Source organism: Mordavella massiliensis, assembly GCF_016901695.1.
Lineage (GTDB): Bacteria > Bacillota > Clostridia > Lachnospirales > Lachnospiraceae > Claveliimonas > Claveliimonas massiliensis_A.
Genome location: NZ_JACJKS010000010.1, coordinates 77,383 through 97,089, shown reverse-complemented (window position 1 = coordinate 97,089; position 19,707 = coordinate 77,383). Strand labels below are relative to the sequence as shown.

General features: G+C 54.7%; 20 protein-coding genes. 19 read left to right on the top strand and 1 reads right to left on the bottom strand.

Annotated elements, in window-relative coordinates; translation table 11 throughout:
• Positions 1-137: 137 nt before the first annotated feature.
• Positions 138-917 carry a helix-turn-helix domain-containing protein gene (locus H6A20_RS08640; protein ID WP_243426181.1) on the bottom strand — a complete coding sequence of 260 codons (780 nt, stop codon included), beginning with the start codon at positions 915-917 and terminating at the stop codon, positions 138-140.
• Between the two features lie 225 nt (positions 918-1,142).
• Here H6A20_RS08640 and glyA point away from each other — a divergent pair, with 225 nt between their 5' ends.
• The 19 genes from glyA to H6A20_RS08545 all read left to right on the top strand — a co-directional run bounded on the left by glyA (position 1,143) and on the right by H6A20_RS08545 (position 19,689).
• Positions 1,143-2,378, top strand: coding sequence for a serine hydroxymethyltransferase (gene glyA, locus H6A20_RS08635; RefSeq protein ID WP_204906719.1), 1,236 nt, complete (start codon positions 1,143-1,145; stop codon positions 2,376-2,378).
• A gap of 52 nt (positions 2,379-2,430) precedes the next feature.
• Positions 2,431-2,709, top strand: a complete 279-nt coding sequence (locus H6A20_RS08630; protein ID WP_204906718.1) for a metal-sensing transcriptional repressor — start codon at positions 2,431-2,433, stop codon at positions 2,707-2,709.
• Positions 2,710-2,810: 101 nt separating this feature from the next.
• Positions 2,811-3,089: a spore coat associated protein CotJA gene (locus H6A20_RS08625; RefSeq protein ID WP_243426180.1), complete on the top strand. Its 279-nt coding sequence runs from the start codon at positions 2,811-2,813 to the stop codon at positions 3,087-3,089.
• The gene (locus H6A20_RS08620) at positions 3,089-3,361 is read left to right on the top strand and encodes a spore coat protein CotJB (RefSeq protein WP_204906717.1); all 273 of its coding nucleotides are present in this window, start codon (positions 3,089-3,091) and stop codon (positions 3,359-3,361) included. Before H6A20_RS08625 ends, H6A20_RS08620 begins: the two co-directional genes overlap by 1 nt.
• 3 nt (positions 3,362-3,364) lie before the next feature.
• Entirely contained in the window at positions 3,365-3,967 is a 603-nt protein-coding gene (locus H6A20_RS08615; RefSeq protein ID WP_204906716.1) for a manganese catalase family protein, read from the top strand.
• A gap of 116 nt (positions 3,968-4,083) precedes the next feature.
• Positions 4,084-4,506, top strand: a complete 423-nt coding sequence (locus H6A20_RS08610) for a GtrA family protein (protein ID WP_204906715.1) — start codon at positions 4,084-4,086, stop codon at positions 4,504-4,506.
• A 13-nt stretch (positions 4,507-4,519) separates the two neighbouring features.
• Entirely contained in the window at positions 4,520-5,992 is a 1,473-nt protein-coding gene (locus tag H6A20_RS08605; protein ID WP_204906714.1) for a glucosyltransferase domain-containing protein, read from the top strand.
• Positions 5,993-6,030: 38 nt separating this feature from the next.
• Positions 6,031-7,857: a glycosyltransferase family 2 protein gene (locus tag H6A20_RS08600; RefSeq protein WP_204906713.1), complete on the top strand. Its 1,827-nt coding sequence runs from the start codon at positions 6,031-6,033 to the stop codon at positions 7,855-7,857.
• A gap of 3 nt (positions 7,858-7,860) precedes the next feature.
• The gene (locus H6A20_RS08595) at positions 7,861-8,817 is read left to right on the top strand and encodes a glycosyltransferase family 2 protein (RefSeq protein ID WP_204906712.1); all 957 of its coding nucleotides are present in this window, start codon (positions 7,861-7,863) and stop codon (positions 8,815-8,817) included.
• Positions 8,818-8,890: 73 nt separating this feature from the next.
• Entirely contained in the window at positions 8,891-10,309 is a 1,419-nt protein-coding gene (locus tag H6A20_RS08590; RefSeq protein ID WP_204906711.1) for a sugar transferase, read from the top strand.
• Between the two features lie 4 nt (positions 10,310-10,313).
• A complete protein-coding gene (locus H6A20_RS08585; protein ID WP_204906710.1) occupies positions 10,314-11,243 on the top strand; it encodes a glycosyltransferase family 2 protein in 930 nt (309 codons plus the stop codon).
• A gap of 24 nt (positions 11,244-11,267) precedes the next feature.
• On the top strand, positions 11,268-12,506 hold the full coding sequence (locus H6A20_RS08580; RefSeq protein WP_204906709.1) for an FtsW/RodA/SpoVE family cell cycle protein: 1,239 nt from the start codon (positions 11,268-11,270) through the stop codon (positions 12,504-12,506).
• 93 nt (positions 12,507-12,599) lie between these two features.
• The gene (locus H6A20_RS08575; RefSeq protein WP_204906708.1) at positions 12,600-13,439 is read left to right on the top strand and encodes a DegV family protein; all 840 of its coding nucleotides are present in this window, start codon (positions 12,600-12,602) and stop codon (positions 13,437-13,439) included.
• A gap of 84 nt (positions 13,440-13,523) precedes the next feature.
• A complete protein-coding gene (locus tag H6A20_RS08570) occupies positions 13,524-13,775 on the top strand; it encodes a hypothetical protein (protein WP_204906707.1) in 252 nt (83 codons plus the stop codon).
• Between the two features lie 175 nt (positions 13,776-13,950).
• Complete coding sequence (gene mraZ, locus H6A20_RS08565) at positions 13,951-14,391, top strand: division/cell wall cluster transcriptional repressor MraZ (RefSeq protein ID WP_204906706.1); 441 nt, start codon at positions 13,951-13,953, stop codon at positions 14,389-14,391.
• Positions 14,392-14,402: 11 nt separating this feature from the next.
• Positions 14,403-15,338, top strand: a complete 936-nt coding sequence (rsmH, locus tag H6A20_RS08560; protein ID WP_204906705.1) for a 16S rRNA (cytosine(1402)-N(4))-methyltransferase RsmH — start codon at positions 14,403-14,405, stop codon at positions 15,336-15,338.
• Positions 15,339-15,378: 40 nt separating this feature from the next.
• A complete protein-coding gene (locus H6A20_RS08555) occupies positions 15,379-15,930 on the top strand; it encodes a hypothetical protein (RefSeq protein ID WP_204906704.1) in 552 nt (183 codons plus the stop codon).
• 56 nt (positions 15,931-15,986) lie between these two features.
• Positions 15,987-17,906, top strand: a complete 1,920-nt coding sequence (locus tag H6A20_RS08550; protein WP_243426179.1) for a peptidoglycan D,D-transpeptidase FtsI family protein — start codon at positions 15,987-15,989, stop codon at positions 17,904-17,906.
• Between the two features lie 58 nt (positions 17,907-17,964).
• Positions 17,965-19,689: a penicillin-binding transpeptidase domain-containing protein gene (locus H6A20_RS08545; RefSeq protein ID WP_204906702.1), complete on the top strand. Its 1,725-nt coding sequence runs from the start codon at positions 17,965-17,967 to the stop codon at positions 19,687-19,689.
• The last annotated feature ends 18 nt before the right edge of the window (positions 19,690-19,707 follow it).

Sequence of the window (19,707 nt, the reverse complement as noted above, 5' to 3'; positions counted from 1 at the left end):
CTTTGTATTCATGGTCATATTTACGTGCCACTTTGAATACCTCCTTATTCTCTTGGTTTTATTATGAAATCCTTGAGAATAAGCTGTCAACTTTTTTTATACCACACCACATCTCAAAATCCTCATTCTTTCAATATTTACAAGGCTTTGCGTCTCTTTGTCACCAGGTTATGTAGAAGAACCCAGAAGTCACGATACAACCGGTTGGTGAAGACTGCTCTGTCTGTGATCTGTGTTTTATGGCACTTTCTTGGCTTGAAATGGACCTTCCGCTTCAGATCTATGTTCCTTGCCGTAAAGAGCCCCTGATCAAGATAGGAATACATGGTACGGACAGACATATCCAGTTCCGGGTGGTTTGTCAGGATATGATAAGGAGACTGTCCTTGTTCGATCAGTGGAGAAATGATCTGATCCTTTTTGTGAAGTTCCCGCCTGGTCATGTTAATACCTGTTCTAGAATCCCGGAGTTTTTCCCGGTATTTCCTGTCAGCGAACCTGGCGTTATAAGAGTATTTGTGGGCAAGCGTGCAGTGATTGATTTTTTTCGTACAGCCGTTGCAGACATAGGGAGCCCGGTCAAGCCTTACGCAGTGCTCTTTTTCAAAGTCTCTGCAGGTTTGGTTGCAGGTAGGACAGGATGCGCATTTGATTCCGCACAAGACAATCTTTCCACAGGCGTTCGTTTTCTTACAGTGATAGCGGTGAATACAGAAGTTTTTGGCATTATAGAAAGTCCCTTTGTGGTACCAGTCTGAGAGACGGTGAGCCCTGACTTCTTTAGAGATTGTAGTAGGATCCTTACACAGGAACCTGGCGATATCCTTAAAGGAAGTGCCCTTATTCAGTTCGTTTTCGATATAGATACGGTTTTCAAGGGTAAGATGTTTTTGGTTACCAGGAATATATTTACTCATGATGAGCCTCCTTCTACTGCTGTCAGAAGGAGAGATAACCATACCATGGATGTATGAAAGAGTAAATATCAACTGTGCAGAAGTAAACGCTACTACCCGTAGGAGAGGTGGAATTTAAAATTTCATTTTTGGTATGGAAGAAAGACTTCCATACTCCTTTTTTGTGCGGGGAAGATGTGATATAATCCTCTTATATGGGAAAACAAACGGCAAGGAGGAGAGAAGATGTACGGTTTTGATGAGATCCGGAAGACGGATGCGGAAGTGGCTGAGGCGATCCGGCAGGAGATGGAGAGACAGAACTCCCATATCGAGCTGATCGCTTCCGAGAACTGGGTGAGCAAGGCGGTCAAGGCCGCCATGGGAAGCCCCCTCACCAACAAGTATGCGGAGGGGTATCCGGGCAGGCGCTACTACGGCGGCTGCGGCTGCGTGGATATCGTGGAGGACCTGGCCCGCGACCGGGCGAAGAAGCTGTTTGGCTGCGACTACGTGAATGTGCAGCCCCACTCCGGCGCCCAGGCCAATATGGCGGCTTTCTTCGCCATACTGCGGCCCGGGGACAAGATCCTGGGCATGAACCTGGATCACGGCGGACATCTGACCCACGGCTCGCCGGTGAATTTCTCCGGGAGCTATTTTGAGACATCCTTCTACGGCGTGAACGACGACGGATACATTGACTACGACGAGGTGCGGCGGATCGCTCTTGCGGATCGCCCGAAGCTCCTCATCGCGGGGGCCAGCGCCTACCCCCGGAAGATCGACTTTAAGCGGTTCCGGGAGATCGCGGACGAGGCGGGCGCGTACCTGATGGTGGACATGGCCCACATCGCCGGCCTGGTGGCGGCGGGCTTCCACGAGAGCCCGATCCCGTATGCGCATGTGGTCACCACCACGACCCACAAGACGCTGCGGGGGCCCAGGGGCGGCATGATCCTGGCGAACCGGGAGGCTGCGGAGAAGTTCAACTTCAACAAGGCCGTGTTCCCCGGCACACAGGGCGGGCCTCTGGAGCATGTGATCGCGGCCAAGGCGGTCTGCTTCAAGGAGGCGCTGCAGCCGGAATTCAGGGCGTACCAGGGCCAGATCGTGAAGAACGCGGCCGCCCTGGCGGATGGGCTTCTGAAGCGGGGCGTGAAGCTCGTGTCCGGCGGCACGGACAACCACCTGATGCTGGTGGACCTCCGCGGCAGCGAGGTGACGGGCAGGGAGCTGGAGAAGCGCCTGGATGAGGCCCATATCACCTGCAACAAGAACACGGTTCCCAACGATCCCAGATCCCCCCAGCTCACAAGCGGTGTGCGGCTCGGAACGCCGGCTGTCACGACCCGGGGTATGAGAGAGGACGACATGGATCTGATCGCGGAGGCCATCAGCCTCGTGATCGCGGGGGAGGAGAATATCGGAAAGGCCCGGGAGATCGTGGCCGGACTTACAAAGAAGTACCCGCTGATCTGACGGCGGATGGGAGATACCAGGGCCGGATGACGGCTGCGAAAGGAATGACCAGATGAAGAAAAAGCACAGAGAAGAGGAAGAATTCCGGAAGCTGATGAACCGGCTGAACCGGGTGGAAGGACAGGTGCGGGGCGTGAAGAAGATGCTGGAGGAGGAGCAGTACTGCGTGGACATCCTCACCCAGGTCTCGGCCATACAGGCGGCGCTCAACGCCTTTAACAAGGAGCTTTTGTCCAGCCATATCCACTCCTGCGTGGTGGAGGAGATCCAGAAGGGAAACACGGACGTGGTGGACGAGCTCTGCGAGTCGATCCGAAAACTGATGAAATAGGAGCATCCCTCCGGCGGCGGACCAGGATCCGGGCCGGAGGGATCTTTTTGCTGAAATCACGTTTTTGGTAAGGGGACATAGAATAGTATTGCAAGCAGATTATGGAAGGAGTCATGCATATGCCGAACTACCGCTATCAGCCGCAGGACTGCCAGCGGCGCCCGGGCTGCGGCTGCCCGCCGCAGATGACGAAGCGGCAGCCGGACATGGCGGCCTGCGCCGGAGATGAGCACCCGTCCCGGCCGCTCGCCGACCGGAGCATTGCCATGGCCTATGTCCCCTGGCAGAAATGGCGCGGGATATTGGAACTGGAAAAAGGCTTTCACAGCGGAACTATCTTTGAGGAACTGAACAAACCATTCACGGGAGGAAGACGATGATGGCAGACAACAGACCGTGCAGGCGCGACCTGCGCCACTATATCGACGTGGTGAGCTTTGCCGCGGACGATGTAAAGCTCTTCCTCGACACCCACCCGGACTGCCGGGAAGCGCTGGAATTCTTTGACGACTGCCAGGCGAAGCGCGCCCTGGCCCTGAAGGAGTATGCAAAGTACTACGGCCCCCTCACCATCGACACAGCGGATCTCTCGGAGACAGACCGCTGGAACTGGATCAACGAGCCATGGCCGTGGCAGGAAGGAGGATGCTGATCTATGTGGAATTATGAGAAACGTCTGCAGTATCCGGTAAAGATCACCCAGACCAACCCGAAGATGGCCCAGGTGATCATCAGCCAGTTCGGAGGCCCAGACGGGGAGCTGGCCGCTTCCATGCGGTACCTCTCCCAGCGGTACACCATGCCTTACAAAGAGGTGACAGGCACGCTGACTGACATCGGCACCGAGGAGCTGGCCCACATGGAGATGATCTGCGCGATCGTCTGCCAGCTCACGAAAAACCTGACCCCGGAGGAGCTGGAGCGCTCCGGCTTCGACAAGTACTATGTGGATCACACCCTGGCCCTCTGGCCCCAGTCCGCCGGCGGCGTCCCCTGGACGGCCACGGTCTTCCAGTCCAAGGGGGATCCCATCACGGATCTCCACGAGGATATGGCGGCGGAGCAGAAGGCCCGGACCACCTACGACAACATCCTCCGGCTCGTGAAGGACCCGGAGGTGGCGGACCCGATCCGGTTCCTGCGGGAGCGGGAGATCGTCCACTACCAGCGGTTCGGCGAGAGCCTGCGGCGGGTGCAGGAGCACCTGGATTGCAGGAACTTCTACGCCTTCAACCCGGAATTCGATACGTGCAAATAGAGAAGGCAGGTCCGTCTGGAGAAGAGCGGTTTTTGGAGCGCTCTTCTCCAGCTTTTTGTTGAGTCTGCACGCAATATGAAGTATAATACACCATAGCAGGGACGGGCGGACGAAAAATGAAAAAGTTTTTTACAGATTTGGATAAAACATTTATACGATTTATATTGGTGGGGGTGGCGAACACAATCTTTGGCACGGCTGTGATGTTCTTTCTGTACAATGTATGCCATATGAGCTATTGGATATCGTCGGCAGGCAATTATGTGTTTGGCAGCATCCTGAGTTTCTTCTTGAATAAAAACTTTACATTTCGCAGTAAGGAAAGATCCGTTTCAGTTGTCCTTCGGTTTGTGCTGAATATCAGCGTATGTTATTTTATTGCATATGGTGTGGCCAAACCTGTTGCGGCAGCAGTTCTTTCCGGCCAGTCTCTCCGTATTCAGGAAAACGGAGCCATGTTAGTGGGTATGGTGCTGTTTGTCTTTGTCAATTATTTTGGCCAGAGGATATTCGTGTTTCGAAAAAGAAAGACTTTATGAGAGGAGAAGAGTTTTGAAATCAATACATACAAAGAACGGGGAAAATACTTTTGTTCAGTTTTTGCGTGACAACTGGAAAATGGTGCTTGGCCTGGCTGTGTTTACGATCCTTTTCTCGCTGCAGAAGATCCTGGTCTATAATATCGGTTATGATACAGATGAGTTCCTGATCAATCCGGATGGGACCCTTCAGCACTGGCTTTCCATTGACAGGTTTTCACTTGTCTTTTTGAAAGAGGTGTTTCCGTTTCTGAGAGGGGATCTGTATCTTCTTAATGTACTCACATATGTTCATTTCTTTCTGTTTGCCGTAGTCTTTGTCTATTTTTTAAATATGGGTGCGGTAGGTAATAACTGGAAAAAGAATCTGATATGCGGCGGACTGATCATCTCATCGCCGGTTCTTCTGGAGCAGTTTTACTTTACGCTTCAGTCCGCGGAGTTTTCGCTTGCACTTTTTGTAATGGCTGTCTGTTTTGTGCTGACATACCATTTGCTTGAGACAAGAAAGATTATAAATATACTTTTTCTTGTCCCCCTTCTTGTTTTCTGCTATGGAATGTACCAGGCGTTTCTGAATTTATATATTGCCGGAGTGCTGATCTGCATGTATAAATTAAACCGGGAGGAGCGTTCGCAGAATATAAGAAGGATTGTGCTGATGGCTGGAGTCTGGTTTGTCAGTGCGGTTATCTATTTTTCAGTATCAGCTGTTGTAAAGGTGCAATTACAGGTTCCTCAATCAGAGTATCTTGCAGATAAAGTGGCCTGGATGTCCGAGCCGTTTGGGGAAGCTCTCTTTTGGCTCGCTGTATCTGTGGGAAGAGTGGTACTGGGGATTGGCCATGTTCTGAATCTGTCTTATCTTATCTCGTTCCTGTTTTTGCTGTATTATTTTGTAAACAGCAAACGTAAAGTGAGCTGGAAGACTTTTTATATGATCTGTCTTCTTGCTTCCCCGTTTTTGATCAATGTTGTTACGGGAAGCCGCCTGCTGATACGGTCTATGATCGTCCTTCCAGTGTTTTGCGCGTTCGTATTTTTTGAATTTTACTCTTTGTTCAGGCGATCGAAATATATAATCTGGGCGGTACTTGTATCTCAAATACTCAATTCCCAGATATTGCTCTGCGCAGATAATATAAGATTTAAAAATGACGTGGAGATCGCGCAGGATATCTACAGGCAGTGTGATGCCAATGAGGAAACTGTTATTGTATTTACTGGAATAGAGAGAACAGAAGAGAATGTGTTTTCATTCAAGGGACAAGTAATGGGCAAATCGTTTTTTGAGTGGAGTAATGATAAACGCAATGTGGATGAGACGCGTATTTTGTATTTCATGCAGTGCATGGATATGCCTCTTGCAGCACCTGCGCAGGAACAGGTGGAGTATGCAGGCAATATAAGTTTTGGCGGTGAGTATCCGGACAACGGATATATTATGGAGCACCAGGGATGCATTTACGTAAATCTCGGAGAGTAAAACCGGATCACATGCGCGGGCGCATAAGGAGGAAATCTATGGAAACATATAAGATCAGCTGGCTGAAGCTTATCAAGAAACTGTCGCCATATAATATAAAAAAAGGGCTGCTGTACCTGAAACATTTCGGCCCCAGGGAATTCTGGGTACGCTTTACAGAACGGTTTCAGACCGATGACGTGGATTATGAAGAGTGGTACCGCAACCACCAGGCTGCGGAGGAGGAACTGGAAAGACAGAAGGGGGAAACCTTTGCGTATATGCCTCTGATCAGTATTCTCGTGCCGGTATATAATACGCCGGAGGAATTCCTGAAGCAGATGATCCAGTCTGTGCGCAGGCAGACATATGGGAACTGGGAACTGTGTATTGCGAATGTGAATCCGGCTCATGAGTCTGTGGCGCGGATCCTGAAGGTGGCTTCAGCCCGGGATCCGCGGATCCGGGTGACGGATGTGCCGGAAAATGAGGGGATCGCCCAGAACACGAATGCCGCGCTTCGGATTGCAGGCGGAGAGTACATCGGGCTTCTGGATCATGATGACCTGCTGGCGCCGGACGCCCTGTTTGAAATTGTCAGGGCGGTCAATGAGAAGGGCAGACCGGATGTGCTGTATACGGACGAGGACAAGGTGTCCACGGATCTGGCAGAGCATTTCCAGCCTCACATGAAGCCGGATTTTAATAAAGATCTTCTGCGTTCCAATAATTATATCACGCACTTTTTTGTGGCTTCCAGGGCGCTGCTGGATCAGGTGGGAGGGCTGGACAGCGCCTATGACGGCGCGCAGGACTATGACCTGATCCTCAGATGTACGGAGCGGGCGGACGGGATCGTGCATATCCCCAGAGTCCTGTATCACTGGAGGGTGCACAAATCTTCCACTGCGGATAACCCGGCCAGCAAGATGTATGCATTTGAGGCGGGGAAACGGGCGATCGAGGCGCATCTGAGGAGGTGCGGCGAGAAGGCGGAAGTCAGCCATACGAAAGATCTTGGATTTTACCGCGTGAATTATAAGCTGGAGAGGGAGCCGCTGATCTCGATCATCATCCCCAATAAGGATCATCAGGAGATGCTGGCTGCCTGTCTGCGGTCCGTTGAGAGATCGGCATACAGAAATTATGAGATCATCATTGTGGAAAACAACAGCACGGAGGAGCAGACATTTTCCTATTACAGGAAGATCCAGTCGGAGCAGGTGCGCATTGTCCATTGGCCGGGTGAATTTAACTATTCGGCGATCAACAATTTCGGTGTGCAGCATGCGAAAGGGGAATATATAGTCCTGCTGAACAACGACGTGGAGGTGATCACGGAGGACTGGCTTTCGCAGATGGCTGCCAACTGCCAGAGAAAAGATGTCGGTATCGTAGGGGCAAAGCTGTATTATCCGGACGACACGATCCAGCATGCGGGGATCGTAATCGGCATCGGCGGCATAGCCGGCGCAGTGTTTGTGGGATTGCCGAGGCGCTATACGGGGTACCTTCACAAGGCGTCTGTCCAGCAGGATCTCAGCGCGGTGACAGCTGCCTGCATGATGGTCAGACGCACCGTATACACGGAGGCCGGAGGTCTGGATGAAGCGCTGAAGGTGGCGTTTAATGATGTTGATTTCTGCCTGAGAGTGCGTGAGAAGGGGTACCTGGTAGTCTATGACCCATATGTGGAACTCTACCATTACGAGTCAAAAACAAGAGGGGCGGAAGACACCAGGGAGAAGGCGAGAAGATTCTACAGCGAAATTGAATTTATGAGAAGCCGCTGGCTGAGCATCCTGAAGGAAGGTGATCCGATGTACAATCCGAACCTGACGCTGACCAAGTGTGACTACACGCTGCGCAATAACCAGAAAGGATAAGAGATGAGAGAAGTTACGGTAGTGATCCCCAATTATAATGGGGCAAAATATCTGCTCCCCTGTCTGCAGGCGCTCTACGGCCATACCCGTACCGGGATGGACGTGATCGTAGTGGATAACGGGTCAAAGGACAATACGATCAGGGACGCGAAAGCGGCGTTCCCGCAGGTGAAGTACATTCTTCTGGATGAGAATTACGGGTTCTGCAGGGCGGTCAATGAGGGGATATGGGCTGCTGACACGGAGTATGTGATCCTGCTTAACAACGATACAGAGATCCTGGACGGCTTTGTGGAACACCTGCTCCGGGCGATCAGGAGGAGTCCCCGGATCTTTTCCGTGGAGGCCAGGATGCTCCGGTATGATGATCCGGATAAGCTCGACAGCGCCGGCACATACTACAATGCGATGGGGTGGGCGTTTGCCAGAGGCAGGGATGCGTCGGCAGAGAAGTATACAAGGCCTGCAAGAACCTTTGCTGCATGCGGCGGGGCCGCGATCTACCGGAAGGCTGTCTTTGAGGAGATTGGATATTTTGACGAGAGGCATTTCGCCTATCTGGAAGACATTGACGTGGGATACCGGGCGCGGATCTATGGCTATGTGAACCTGTATGAGCCGGGAGCGCGTGTGATACATGTGGGAAGCGCGTCCAGTGGTTCGCGCTATAATGAATTCAAGACAAGATATTCCGGGAGGAATAATATTTATCTGATCTACAAAAATATGCCGCTGCCTCAGATCCTCCTTAATCTGCCGTTCCTGGCGGCCGGCTTTTTCATCAAGGGATGCTTTTTCCTGAAGAAGGGCATGGGGAAGAGTTATCTCCTGAGCCTGCGGGAGGGGTTCCGCATCTGCAGGAAGTGCGACAGGGTGCCTGTGCGCAGGTCGCATCTGCTGAACTATCTTGTGATCCAGGCAGAACTCTGGATCAATATCATACGCAGATTTGCCCTTTGAGACAAAATATAGTATGATAAGATAACATGAGCAGATAATCTGTAAATAATTTACCCAATATTTGAGGAATGTTATGTATCAGAGAGAAATGAAAATATGGCAGAAGCATCTGGATTTTATCCTGCTGGATGCTCTGTGCCTCCAGGTTGCCTATGTGGCTGCCTATATCTTTCGTCACGGATTCTTTTTCCCATACTCCGATTTCCGGTACCGCAATCTGGGTGTGATCCTTTTTCTTGTCCAGATATGCGCCGGCTTTTTTATGGAGAATTATAAGAATATACTCCGCCGGAGTTTCATTGATGAACTGAAAAAGACGATCCTGCTGATCACGGTAGTGATCCTGGTCATCTTTGCCTATCTCTTTGTCACGAAGACAGCGTTCATCTTTTCCCGTGCCGTTCTTCTGCAGCTCTGGATGTTCGGCGTAGGCCTGATCTACTGTGAGAGGATCGCCTGGAAGAGGGTCGTGAGGCGGAGGATGCGCGACAGGAAGTATCTGCAGGCGATGATCATCGTGGTCAGTTCTGAAAGAGCGGCAGATGTCGTGCAGACAATGCGCGCCAAACCCTACACGGGCTTCTATATCGAAGGAATCATTCTCACAGATATCGCATCCGGCAAAGCGCAGCAGGAGATAAGCGGCGTCCCGGTCGTGGCGGATCTTGGCAGTTCGCTGGAATATCTGAAGGGACATGCGGTGGACGAGGTGTTCGTGGACTACGCCATCGGCGGAAGGGCGCAGGACCAGCTGCTGCGGGCGTGTGAGGAGATGGGAGTCACGACGCATGTCAACATCGGGTATGTCAAAGGTGAGAACACCCATACTTTTGTGGAAAATCTGACGGACTACATGGTTGTTACGCGAACGATCAAGGTTGCGGATCCGCGGCAGCTTTTTGTAAAGCGTGTGATGGATATAGCGGGCGGTATTGTGGGACTTCTCATGACGGCAGTGATCGCGGTTATCTTCGGGCCTGTGATCTATATACAGAGTCCGGGGCCGATCTTCTTCTCCCAGAAGCGGGTCGGGCGCAACGGGCGTATCATTACGATCTACAAGTTCCGCTCCATGTATCCGGATGCCGAGGAGAGGAAGAAGGAACTGGAAGAGAAGAATAAGATGCAGGGGCTGATGTTCAAGGTGGAGAATGATCCGCGGATCATTCCAATCGGGCATTTTATGAGAAAGGCCTCGCTTGATGAGTTCCCGCAGTTCTGGAATGTCCTGAAGGGGGAGATGAGCCTGGTCGGCACAAGGCCCCCGACAGTAGATGAATACGAGCAGTACGAACTCCATCATAAAGCCAGACTGGCTATGAAGCCGGGACTTACCGGGATGTGGCAGGTGAACGGGCGCAGCGATATCGTGGATTTTGAAGAGGTAGTGCGCCTGGACAAGCAGTATATTACAGAGTGGGATATCGGGCTGGATATCAGGATCCTGCTGCAGACGGTGAAGATTGTAATTACAGGGAAGGGTTCCGAGTAAATCTATGGAAGAGAAAGTGATCGACGTGGTGCTCCCGGTGCACAGGCCGGGAAGCGAACTGAAACAGCTGATCCGAAGGCTGGAAGAGCAGATCCAAAGGATCCGGTATATCTATATCATGCATACCCGGGATGGGCTGGATCTGTCTGCTTTGCTTGCGGAAGAAGGCTATGACAACATCATAATAGAGGAAGTGAAGCCGGAAGAGTTCGACCATGGCGGCACGCGGGACCGGGCTGTCCGCATGTCGGATGCGGACTATATCCTCTGTATGACACAGGACGCGGTGCCTGCTGACAGACACCTGACAGAGCGGCTCCTTGAGGCGATGGAGGATGAAAAGACTGCCCTTGCCTACGCAAGGCAGATCCCCCGGGCGGACTGCCATGTGATCGAGCGGTATACGAGAAGTTTCAATTATCCGGAGACGGGGATGGTCAAGACAAAGGAGGATCTTGCCACCCTTGGGATCAAGGCATACTTCTGTTCCAATGTCTGTGCCATGTACCGGAGGCAGCTGTATCTGGAGAGAGGCGGGTTTGAGAAGAAGGTCATCATCAGTGAGGACACGGTCTATGCAGCCGGCTGTATTCTGGCCGGCTATCAGGTCACCTATGCGGCGGAAGCAAGGGTGATCCATTCCCACAATTACTCAAACAGGCAGCAGTTTCACCGCAATTTTGACATCGCTGTGGCGCAGGCGCAGCATCCGGAACTGTTTGAAGGGATCCGGTCGGAGACGGAGGGCATCCGGATGGTGAAGAAGACGGCAGCCTATCTTCTGCGTCGCCGGCATCCCCTGATGCTGATCGCCCTGTTTATCTCCAGCGCATCCAAGTATCTGGGCTTTTTTATAGGGAAACATTACCGGCGCCTTCCGAAGAGCGTGGTGATGCGGTGTACAATGAATCCAGGGTACTGGCAGTCCCTGTAAAAAGAGAGTGGTGAGTGTACATACATGAACAACAAAAGCAATCCGGGCAGACAGACGCCTGTCCGTAAAAAGAAAACCAGTCCCCCGGCGGGCCGTCCCTCCGGGAGGTCCCAGGCGGTGCGCGCCCGTGTGAAGAGCAGTCTGCAGTACTTCGACTACAGCCTGGTGGCGTCCATCGTCTTCCTCGTCTGCTTCGGCCTGGTCATGCTCTACAGCGCCAGCGCCTACGCGGCCCAGGTGGACTACGGCAACAGCATGCACTATTTTACCCGGCAGGTGCTGTTCTGCCTGGCGGGCGCGCTGGGGGCCTACGTGGTGTCCCTCATAGACTACCATGTGTGGGCGAAGCATGCGAAGAAGATCTTCTTTTTCTCTCTCTTTGTGATGGCGCTCGTGCAGACGCCCCTCGGCAAGGAGGTGAACGGGGCCCGCAGATGGCTGAAACTTCCCTTTAACCAGCAGTTGCAGCCGGCGGAGCTGGCCAAGATCGCGGTCATCCTCTTCATCCCCGTGGTGATCTGCCAGGTGGGGAAGAAGATCAACACTCTGGAGGGCGTCGTGCGGGTGCTCTGCTGGGGCGCCCTGTCGGCGGCCTGCGTCTTCTTCCTGACGGAGAACTTAAGCACGGCCATCATCGTGTTCGGCATCTCCTTCCTCATGGTGTTCACCGTGCACCCGAAAAAAGCGCTGTTCATCGTCCCGGTCGTGCTGGGCGTGGCGGCGGTGATCCTGGCGCCGGTGATCCTGGGCCCGCTTGTGGAGGCGGGGGAGTTTGCAGGCAACTTCCGCCTGGGCCGGATCCTCGTCTGGCTGGATCCGGAGAAGTATTCCTCCGGCCTTGGCTACCAGGTGGTGCAGGGGCTCTACGCGGTGGGCTCGGGCGGCTTCTTCGGGAAGGGGCTGGGGAACAGCGCCCAGAAACAGTTTATTCCCGAGGTGCAGAACGACATGATCCTCTCGGTCATCTGTGAGGAACTGGGCGTGTTCGGCGCTATCATGGTGTTCCTGCTCTTCGGCCTTCTGCTCTACCGGCTCATGGTGATCGCTCAGAATGCGCCGGATATCTACGGAGCTCTGGTGGCGGCCGGCATCTTCGCCCACATCGCGCTCCAGGTCGTGCTCAATGTGGCGGTTGTCACGAACGTGATACCCAACACGGGCATTACTCTTCCCTTTGTCAGCTACGGAGGCACGTCCGTTCTCTTCCTGATGGGGGAGATGGGACTGGCGCTTGGGATATCGAGACAGATCAAAATGGCATAAAAACCCTTTTCATTCCCCGTGTCCTGTGGTATGATATAAAAAGTAGTTTTTGATACTACATATAATAGCAATGTGTATCACGGAGGATGGAACATGAGTTATAAAGTGATTGTGGATAGCTGCGGAGAGCTCACGGAGGAGATGAAGCGGTCCGGGTACTACGAGACGGCGTCCCTCAGTATCGATGTGGACGACCATCATATAGTGGATGATGAGACCTTCGACCAGAAGCGGTTCCTCGCCCTTGTGGCGGAGAGCCCCAACTCGCCGAAGTCGAGCTGCCCGTCCCCGGAGAGATATATGGAGGGCTACCGCTGCGATGCGAAGCGGGTGTACGCGGTGACGCTGTCCGCGGAGCTGAGCGGCTCCTACAACAGCGCGGTCCTCGGAAAGAACCTGTATCATGAGGAGTACGGACAGAAGGACATCTACGTGTTCAATTCCCGCTCCGCCTCCGTTGGGGAGACGCTCATCGCCCGGAAGATCGGGGAGTGCGAGGAGGCCGGGATGGCCTTTGACGAGGTGGTCCGCACAGTGGAGGACTACATTGAGAGCCAGCACACCTACTTTGTGCTGGAGACGCTGGAGACGCTGCGCAAGAACGGCCGCCTGAAGGGCATCAAGTCCCTGGTTGCCTCGGCCCTCAACATCAAGCCCGTCATGGGCTCCACGCCCCAGGGCACGATCTGCCAGCTCGGGCAGGCCAGGGGCATGAAGAAAGCGCTGGAGAAGATGGTGGAGGAAGTGGTCCGCGGCGTGCGCCATCCGGAGGAGAAGGTGCTGGCGATCAGCCACTGCAACTGCCCGGATCGGGCGCGGCGGGTGAAGGAGATGCTCCTTGAGAAGATCAGCCCGCGGGACGTCATCGTGCTCGACACGGCGGGGATCAGCAGCATGTACGCTGCCGACGGAGGCATAATCGTGGTTGTGTAACCGGCTCTTATGTGGTACAATAACCACAGCGCGGCGCAGCACACAGGTCTGTGCCGGAACGTGGGATAAAGGAGTGCTTGAAAGATGAGTCAGGAAAAAGTTGACAGATATAAAAAAGAGAAGGCGAACCGCAGGAAGAACATGAAGAAGGAGAAGATCCAGTACATCATCCGCCGCTGCATCGTGGGTGTGCTGGCGGTGGCCCTGGTCGGCTGGATCGGCTATTCCGCGGTCAACATGTACATGGACAGCAGGCCGGTGGAGACGGCCGAGGTGGACTACAACGCCATCACAGACTACGAGACGGGCCTTCTGACGGCGGACGAAACCCAGTAGACATACGGATTTCACGGGAAATGGAAGACAGGAATGCCTGTCTTCTTTTTTTTCTAAAAAAGGCTTGAAATCCATGTAAAAGTGGTTTACAATGGGCTCAAGTGGTAGAAAGTGGTGAAAAGTGGTGCAAAGTGGCACGAAAGTGGCAGGCCACTTTGAAAGAGGGTGAGTTCTGATGTTGAAAGGAGAGTACAGCCATAATATCGACCCAAAGGGGAGGTTGATCATTCCAGCCAAGTTCCGTGACGATCTGGGGGAGCATTTCGTCATAACAAAAGGCATGGAGAACTGCCTGTACGTGTATCCGGAAGACCAGTGGAACGCCTTTGAAGACCAGTTGAACGCCCTACCTACTACCACAGATCCGAAAGCCAGGGCCTTCGCGCATTTCTTTCTGGGAAGCGCGGCGGACGGCGACCTTGACAAGCAGGGCAGGACGCTCATCTCACCGGCTCTCAGAACGTACGCGAAGCTTGAGAAAGAAGTTGTGTTTATCGGTATGGGGAAGCGTGCCGAGATCTGGGACAAGGCCAGATGGGATGAGAAAAATGCTGAACTGGAGCTCTCTATTGAAGATATCGCATCGGATATGGAGGCGAGCGGATTCAGTATCTAGAGGGAGAAGATATGGAATTTAAGCACCGTTCAGTATTACTTGAAGAAACGATCGACGGGCTGCGCATCCGGCCGGACGGCACCTATGTAGACGGGACGCTCGGCGGAGGCGGACATGCATACGAGATATGCAGGCGTCTGTCGGACAAGGGGAGTATTGTAGGAATAGACCAGGATGAGGCTGCCATAGAGGCGGCGGGCATCCGCTTAAAGGACTTCGGGGAGAAAGTCACAATAGTCCGGAGAAACTACTGTGATATGAAGTCCGTGCTCCATGATCTTGGCATTGACAGGGTCGATGGGATCGTGCTCGATCTGGGCGTATCATCCTATCAGCTTGATACGGCAGAGCGGGGATTCTCCTATCGCGAAGATGCACCCCTGGATATGAGAATGGACAGGCGTCAGCAGATGACGGCCAGGGACATCGTCAATGACTACAGCGAGAGGGACCTCTACCGCGTGATCCGCGACTACGGGGAGGATAAGTTTGCGAAGAATATCGCCAAGCATATCGCAGCCGCCCGCGCGAAAAGGCCCATCGAGACAACCGGCGAGCTGACGGAGATCATCCGGGAATCCATCCCGATGAAATTCCAGAAGATGTCGGGACACCCGGCGAAGCGCACCTTTCAGGCGATCCGGATCGAACTGAACCGGGAGCTGGAAGTGCTGAAGAATTCGCTGGACGACATGATCGATCTGCTGAATCCGGGCGGAAGGCTCTGCATCATCACCTTCCATTCGCTGGAGGACCGGATCGTGAAGAGCGCATTCAGAAAAAACGAAGACCCGTGCACATGCCCGAAGGATTTTCCGGTCTGCGTGTGCGGCAAGGTCTCAAAAGGGAGTATTATCACTAGAAAACCCATTCTGCCCGGGGAGGACGAGCTGAGGGAGAACAGCCGGTCCAAGAGCGCGAAGCTGCGTATTTTCGAGAGAAAATAGAGGGCAGGGGATAAAGTGTACACAGAAAGGGGACAGGCAGATGGCAGCGGCAAGAAGGACTGCAGCGGGAAGAACAAATGCATACAGAAGCGGCTCTGACGTCCGTTCCATGTACGTGTACGGAAACACTGTGACAAAGCCGGACTACGCTCCGCGGCGGGGGGAGACGCCGAAGGAGGATCCGCGCAGGGACAGGAAGCGGGAGCGCCGCGCCAGACAGCAGAGGAGGAAAGCGCTCCGCGTCGGCAAGCGGTATGTCGTATTTCTCAGCGCAGCCGCGCTGATGGCCCTTTTTATCTGCGTAAATTACGTGAGCCTGCAGGCGGAGATTACAAGCCGTTCCAACAACATCACGGCGATGCAGGAAGAGCTTGCGGACATGAGGGAGGAAAATACGACGAAGTACAACGCGGTCATCGACTCGGTCAACCTCGACCAGATCAAGCAGAAGGCGGTGGACGAGATGGGCATGGTGCCTGCTCTTGGCAGCCAGATCGTCGAGTATGACAGCCCGGACGACGCCTATGTGACGCAGTACGAGGAGATCCCGGAGAGCGGCATCATAGCGAGCGCGGATACGGTACAGAATTAGGTGTGGATATGACGCAAAAAGTAAAGAATCTACTGCGGAAGAAATTTCCCAAGTTTATGCAGAAAAAGCTAGTTATCCTCTTTGCGGGGATCATACTAGCTTTTGCTGGTCTTGTGATGCGGATCACCTACATCAACGCGGCCAGCGGCGAAGAATATACGAAGATCGTGCTGGACCAGCAGCAGTATGACAGCCGGGTCATCCCCTACAAGCGGGGGGATATCGTGGACCGGAACGGCAGCAAGCTGGCCACCAGCGAGCGGGTGTACAATGTGATCCTGGACGTGAAGGCCATGCTGGACGACGAGGACTATCTGGCCCCCACGAAGCAGGCGCTCAGGGACTGCTTCGGGATCGAGGAGTCGGTGGTAGACGCCCTCGTGGCTGAAAATCCGGACAGCAGGTACAGCGTGCTGAAGAAGGGCGTTGACTACGCCACGGCCCAGACGTTCAAAGCCATTGATGAAGATGAGGAGAACTACCCGGACGTGAAGGGGATCTGGCTGGAGGAGGACTACCACAGAACCTATCCCTACAGCACCCTCGCCAGCGACGTCCTCGGCTTTACGGTGGACGGCAATGTGGGCAACGGCGGGATCGAGGGCTACTACAACTCCATCCTGAACGGCACAGACGGCCGGGAGTACGGGTACCTGGAAGGCGGCACCTCGGTGGAGCGGACGGTGAAGGAACCGGTCAACGGCAAGACGGTGGTGTCCACCATCGACCTGCAGGTGCAGAGCGTGGTGGAAAAGTATATCCAGCAGTTCAACGACGAGAGGAAGAACAACGCGACGCCCGGCGAGGGCAGCAAGAATACAGCGGTTATGGTGATGAACCCGCAGACCGGGGAGATCCTGGCTGAGGCCAGCTATCCAAACTATGACCTGAACAATCCGAGGGATCTGACGAAGTACTACACACAGGAAGAGATCGACGCCATGAGCGACGAGGAGACGCTGGATGCACTCAACAACCTGTGGAAGAATTTCTGCGTCAGCGACACCTACGAGCCTGGTTCCACGGTCAAGCCCTTCACGGTGGCGGCCGCGCTGGAGACCGGCGCGCTGACAGGGGATGAGACTTTCTACTGCGGCGGTTCCCTCCACATCGGAGATTACGACATCCACTGCATCAACCGGGACGGTCACGGGACGCTGACGGTGAAAGGGGCGGTAGAGAACTCCTGCAACGTGGCGCTGATGCAGATCGGGGAAATGATCGGAGCGGTGGATTTCTCCAAATACCAGCATATCTTCGGGTTCGGGGAAATGACGGGCATCGACCTGCCCGGCGAGGGCGACACATCCGGACTTCTCTATACGCCGGACAATATGGATGAGACAAGCCTTGCGACCAACGCCTTCGGACAGAACTTCAACGTGACCATGACCCAGATGATGGCAGGCTTCTGCTCCCTCATCAACGGCGGCTACTACTACGAGCCCCACATCGTGAAGCAGATCCAGGACGAGAACGGGAATGTGATCGAAAATGTGGAACCCGTTCTTGTGAAGCGCACAGTTTCTGAAGAGACAAGCGCCCTTGTCAAGGATTACATGCGCGGCGTCGTGCTGGAAGGAAGCGGAAAACTGGCGGATATTCCGGGATACGAGGTGGCCGGCAAGACCGGAACAGCAGAGAAACTGCCCCGGAGCGAGGGGAAGAACCTGGTATCCTTCATTGCCTTTGCACCCCAGGAAAATCCGGAGATCGCGGTCTATGTGGTCATTGACGAGCCGAACGAGTACGACCAGGCGCAGAGTTCCCTGGCTGTGCAGATGGCTGCGGATATCATGCGGGAGATCTTCCCCTACCTGGGCATCACGCAGACAGAGCCCGTGGAGCCCCAGGCCGGGACGGAGGCGGAGCCCTCTGAGGAGTCGCAGGAGGACTATAGCGACGAATCTTACGACGAATCCTACGACGAGTCCTATGATGAGGACTACTACGACGAAGACTACAGCGAATGGTAGATGTATAACCTCACAGAAGCTTTCATAAAGTATAGAAAGACTTCTGTGAGGTTTTTTTGTGCGCAACCGGACATATAATAAGAAGAAACTTCTCCTTGTCTTCCTTTGCGCTGTCCTTGTGATCCTCTTCCTTATGGGGCGGCTCGTGTACCTGATGATCTTCCGGGCTGAGTACTACCAGGAGAAAGCCCTGGACCTGCACCAGCGGGAGCGGGAGATCAAGGCGGCCCGTGGGCGGATCCTGGATGCGAACGGGACGGTGCTGGCGGACAACCGCACGGTCTGCACCATCTCCGTGATCCACAGCCAGGTCACGGACCCGGAGGAGGTGATCCGCGTCCTTGCGAAGATGCTGGAGATGGACGAGGCGCAGGTGCGAAAGAAGGTGGAGAAGGTCTCCTCCATGGAGCGCATCCGCACCAACGTGGCGAAGGAGACCGGGGATGCGATCCGCAGCATGGGCCTTGACGGGGTGAAGGTGGATGAGGATTTCAAGAGGTACTATCCTTACGGCGACCTGGCCTCCACGGTCCTGGGCTTCACCGGGGCAGACAACCAGGGGATCATCGGCCTGGAGGTGAAGTACGAATCCTGCCTGAAGGGGCACAACGGCACCATCCTCACCACGACGGACGCCCGGGGGATTGAGCTGGAGGGGGAGGCGGAGGACCGGATCGAGCCGGTGGCAGGCAGCGATCTCCAGATCACCATAGACTACAATCTCCAGATGTACGCCCAGCAGATGGCGGAGAAGGTGATGGAGGAAAAGCAGGCGGAGGGCGTGTCCATCCTCCTCATGGACCCGCGGGACGGGGCCATCCTCGCCATGGTCAACGTGCCGGAATTCGACCTGAACGACCCCTTCACCCTGAACACGGGGGAAGGAGCCGGGGAGCTGACGGATGAGGAGAGGCAGGACGCCCTGAACCGGATGTGGAGGAACCGCAGCATCAACGACACCTACGAGCCGGGCTCGGTCTTCAAGATCGTCACCGCCTCGGCGGCCCTGGAGGAGGGGGTGGTGAAGCCGGACGACACCTTCACCTGCCCCGGCTACCGGGTGGTGGAGGACCGGAAGATCCGCTGCCACAAGGTGGGCGGACACGGGCAGGAGACCTTTGTGGAGGGGGTCATGAATTCCTGCAACCCGGTCTTTATCGACGTGGGGCTCCGGCTTGGCGCGGACACCTTCTGCAGCTACTACGACCGGTTCGGGCTCATGGACCTGACGGGGATCGACCTGCCCGGCGAGGCGGGGACCATCATGCACAGGCAGGAGGACATCGGCACGGTGGAGCTGGCCACCATGGCCTTCGGCCAGTCCTTCCAGGTGACGCCCGTCCAGATGGCCGCCACGGTCAGTTCCCTCATCAACGGCGGCCGCCGGGTGACGCCCCACGTGGGGCTCCGGGTGCTGGATGAGGACGGGAAGGAGAGCGTCAGCCTGCGCAAAGAGAAGGGGGAGAGGATCGTCTCGGAGGAGACGTCCGCCTCCATGCGGGCCATCCTGGAGAAGGTGGTGGCGCAAGGGTCCGGGAAGAACGGGGCGGTGGAGGGCTACCGGGTGGGCGGCAAGACGGCCACCTCCCAGACGCTGCCGCGAAGCGCCAACCGGTACATCTCCTCCTTCCTTGGCTTCGCGCCGGCGGACGACCCGCAGGTCCTTGGCATGTGCATCATCTACGACCCAAAGGGGGTGTACTACGGGGGCACCATCGCGGCGCCCGTGATTCGCGAGATCTTAGCCAACATCCTGCCCTATCTTGGCGTTGAAAAAGAGTGAAAAATGCAGTATACTGTT

Coding starts and splice junctions, on each gene's coding strand:
- glyA (WP_204906719.1), top strand. CDS start 1,143: ATGTACGGTTTTGATGAGATCCGGAAGACGGATGCGGAAGTGGCTGAG.
- H6A20_RS08615 (WP_204906716.1), top strand. CDS start 3,365: ATGTGGAATTATGAGAAACGTCTGCAGTATCCGGTAAAGATCACCCAG.
- H6A20_RS08575 (WP_204906708.1), top strand. CDS start 12,600: ATGAGTTATAAAGTGATTGTGGATAGCTGCGGAGAGCTCACGGAGGAG.
- H6A20_RS08610 (WP_204906715.1), top strand. CDS start 4,084: ATGAAAAAGTTTTTTACAGATTTGGATAAAACATTTATACGATTTATA.
- mraZ (WP_204906706.1), top strand. CDS start 13,951: ATGTTGAAAGGAGAGTACAGCCATAATATCGACCCAAAGGGGAGGTTG.
- H6A20_RS08595 (WP_204906712.1), top strand. CDS start 7,861: ATGAGAGAAGTTACGGTAGTGATCCCCAATTATAATGGGGCAAAATAT.
- H6A20_RS08600 (WP_204906713.1), top strand. CDS start 6,031: ATGGAAACATATAAGATCAGCTGGCTGAAGCTTATCAAGAAACTGTCG.
- H6A20_RS08555 (WP_204906704.1), top strand. CDS start 15,379: ATGGCAGCGGCAAGAAGGACTGCAGCGGGAAGAACAAATGCATACAGA.
- H6A20_RS08550 (WP_243426179.1), top strand. CDS start 15,987: ATGCAGAAAAAGCTAGTTATCCTCTTTGCGGGGATCATACTAGCTTTT.
- H6A20_RS08630 (WP_204906718.1), top strand. CDS start 2,431: ATGAAGAAAAAGCACAGAGAAGAGGAAGAATTCCGGAAGCTGATGAAC.
- H6A20_RS08590 (WP_204906711.1), top strand. CDS start 8,891: ATGTATCAGAGAGAAATGAAAATATGGCAGAAGCATCTGGATTTTATC.
- H6A20_RS08625 (WP_243426180.1), top strand. CDS start 2,811: ATGGAAGGAGTCATGCATATGCCGAACTACCGCTATCAGCCGCAGGAC.
- H6A20_RS08585 (WP_204906710.1), top strand. CDS start 10,314: ATGGAAGAGAAAGTGATCGACGTGGTGCTCCCGGTGCACAGGCCGGGA.
- H6A20_RS08640 (WP_243426181.1), bottom strand. CDS start 917: ATGAGTAAATATATTCCTGGTAACCAAAAACATCTTACCCTTGAAAAC.
- H6A20_RS08580 (WP_204906709.1), top strand. CDS start 11,268: ATGAACAACAAAAGCAATCCGGGCAGACAGACGCCTGTCCGTAAAAAG.
- rsmH (WP_204906705.1), top strand. CDS start 14,403: ATGGAATTTAAGCACCGTTCAGTATTACTTGAAGAAACGATCGACGGG.
- H6A20_RS08620 (WP_204906717.1), top strand. CDS start 3,089: ATGGCAGACAACAGACCGTGCAGGCGCGACCTGCGCCACTATATCGAC.
- H6A20_RS08570 (WP_204906707.1), top strand. CDS start 13,524: ATGAGTCAGGAAAAAGTTGACAGATATAAAAAAGAGAAGGCGAACCGC.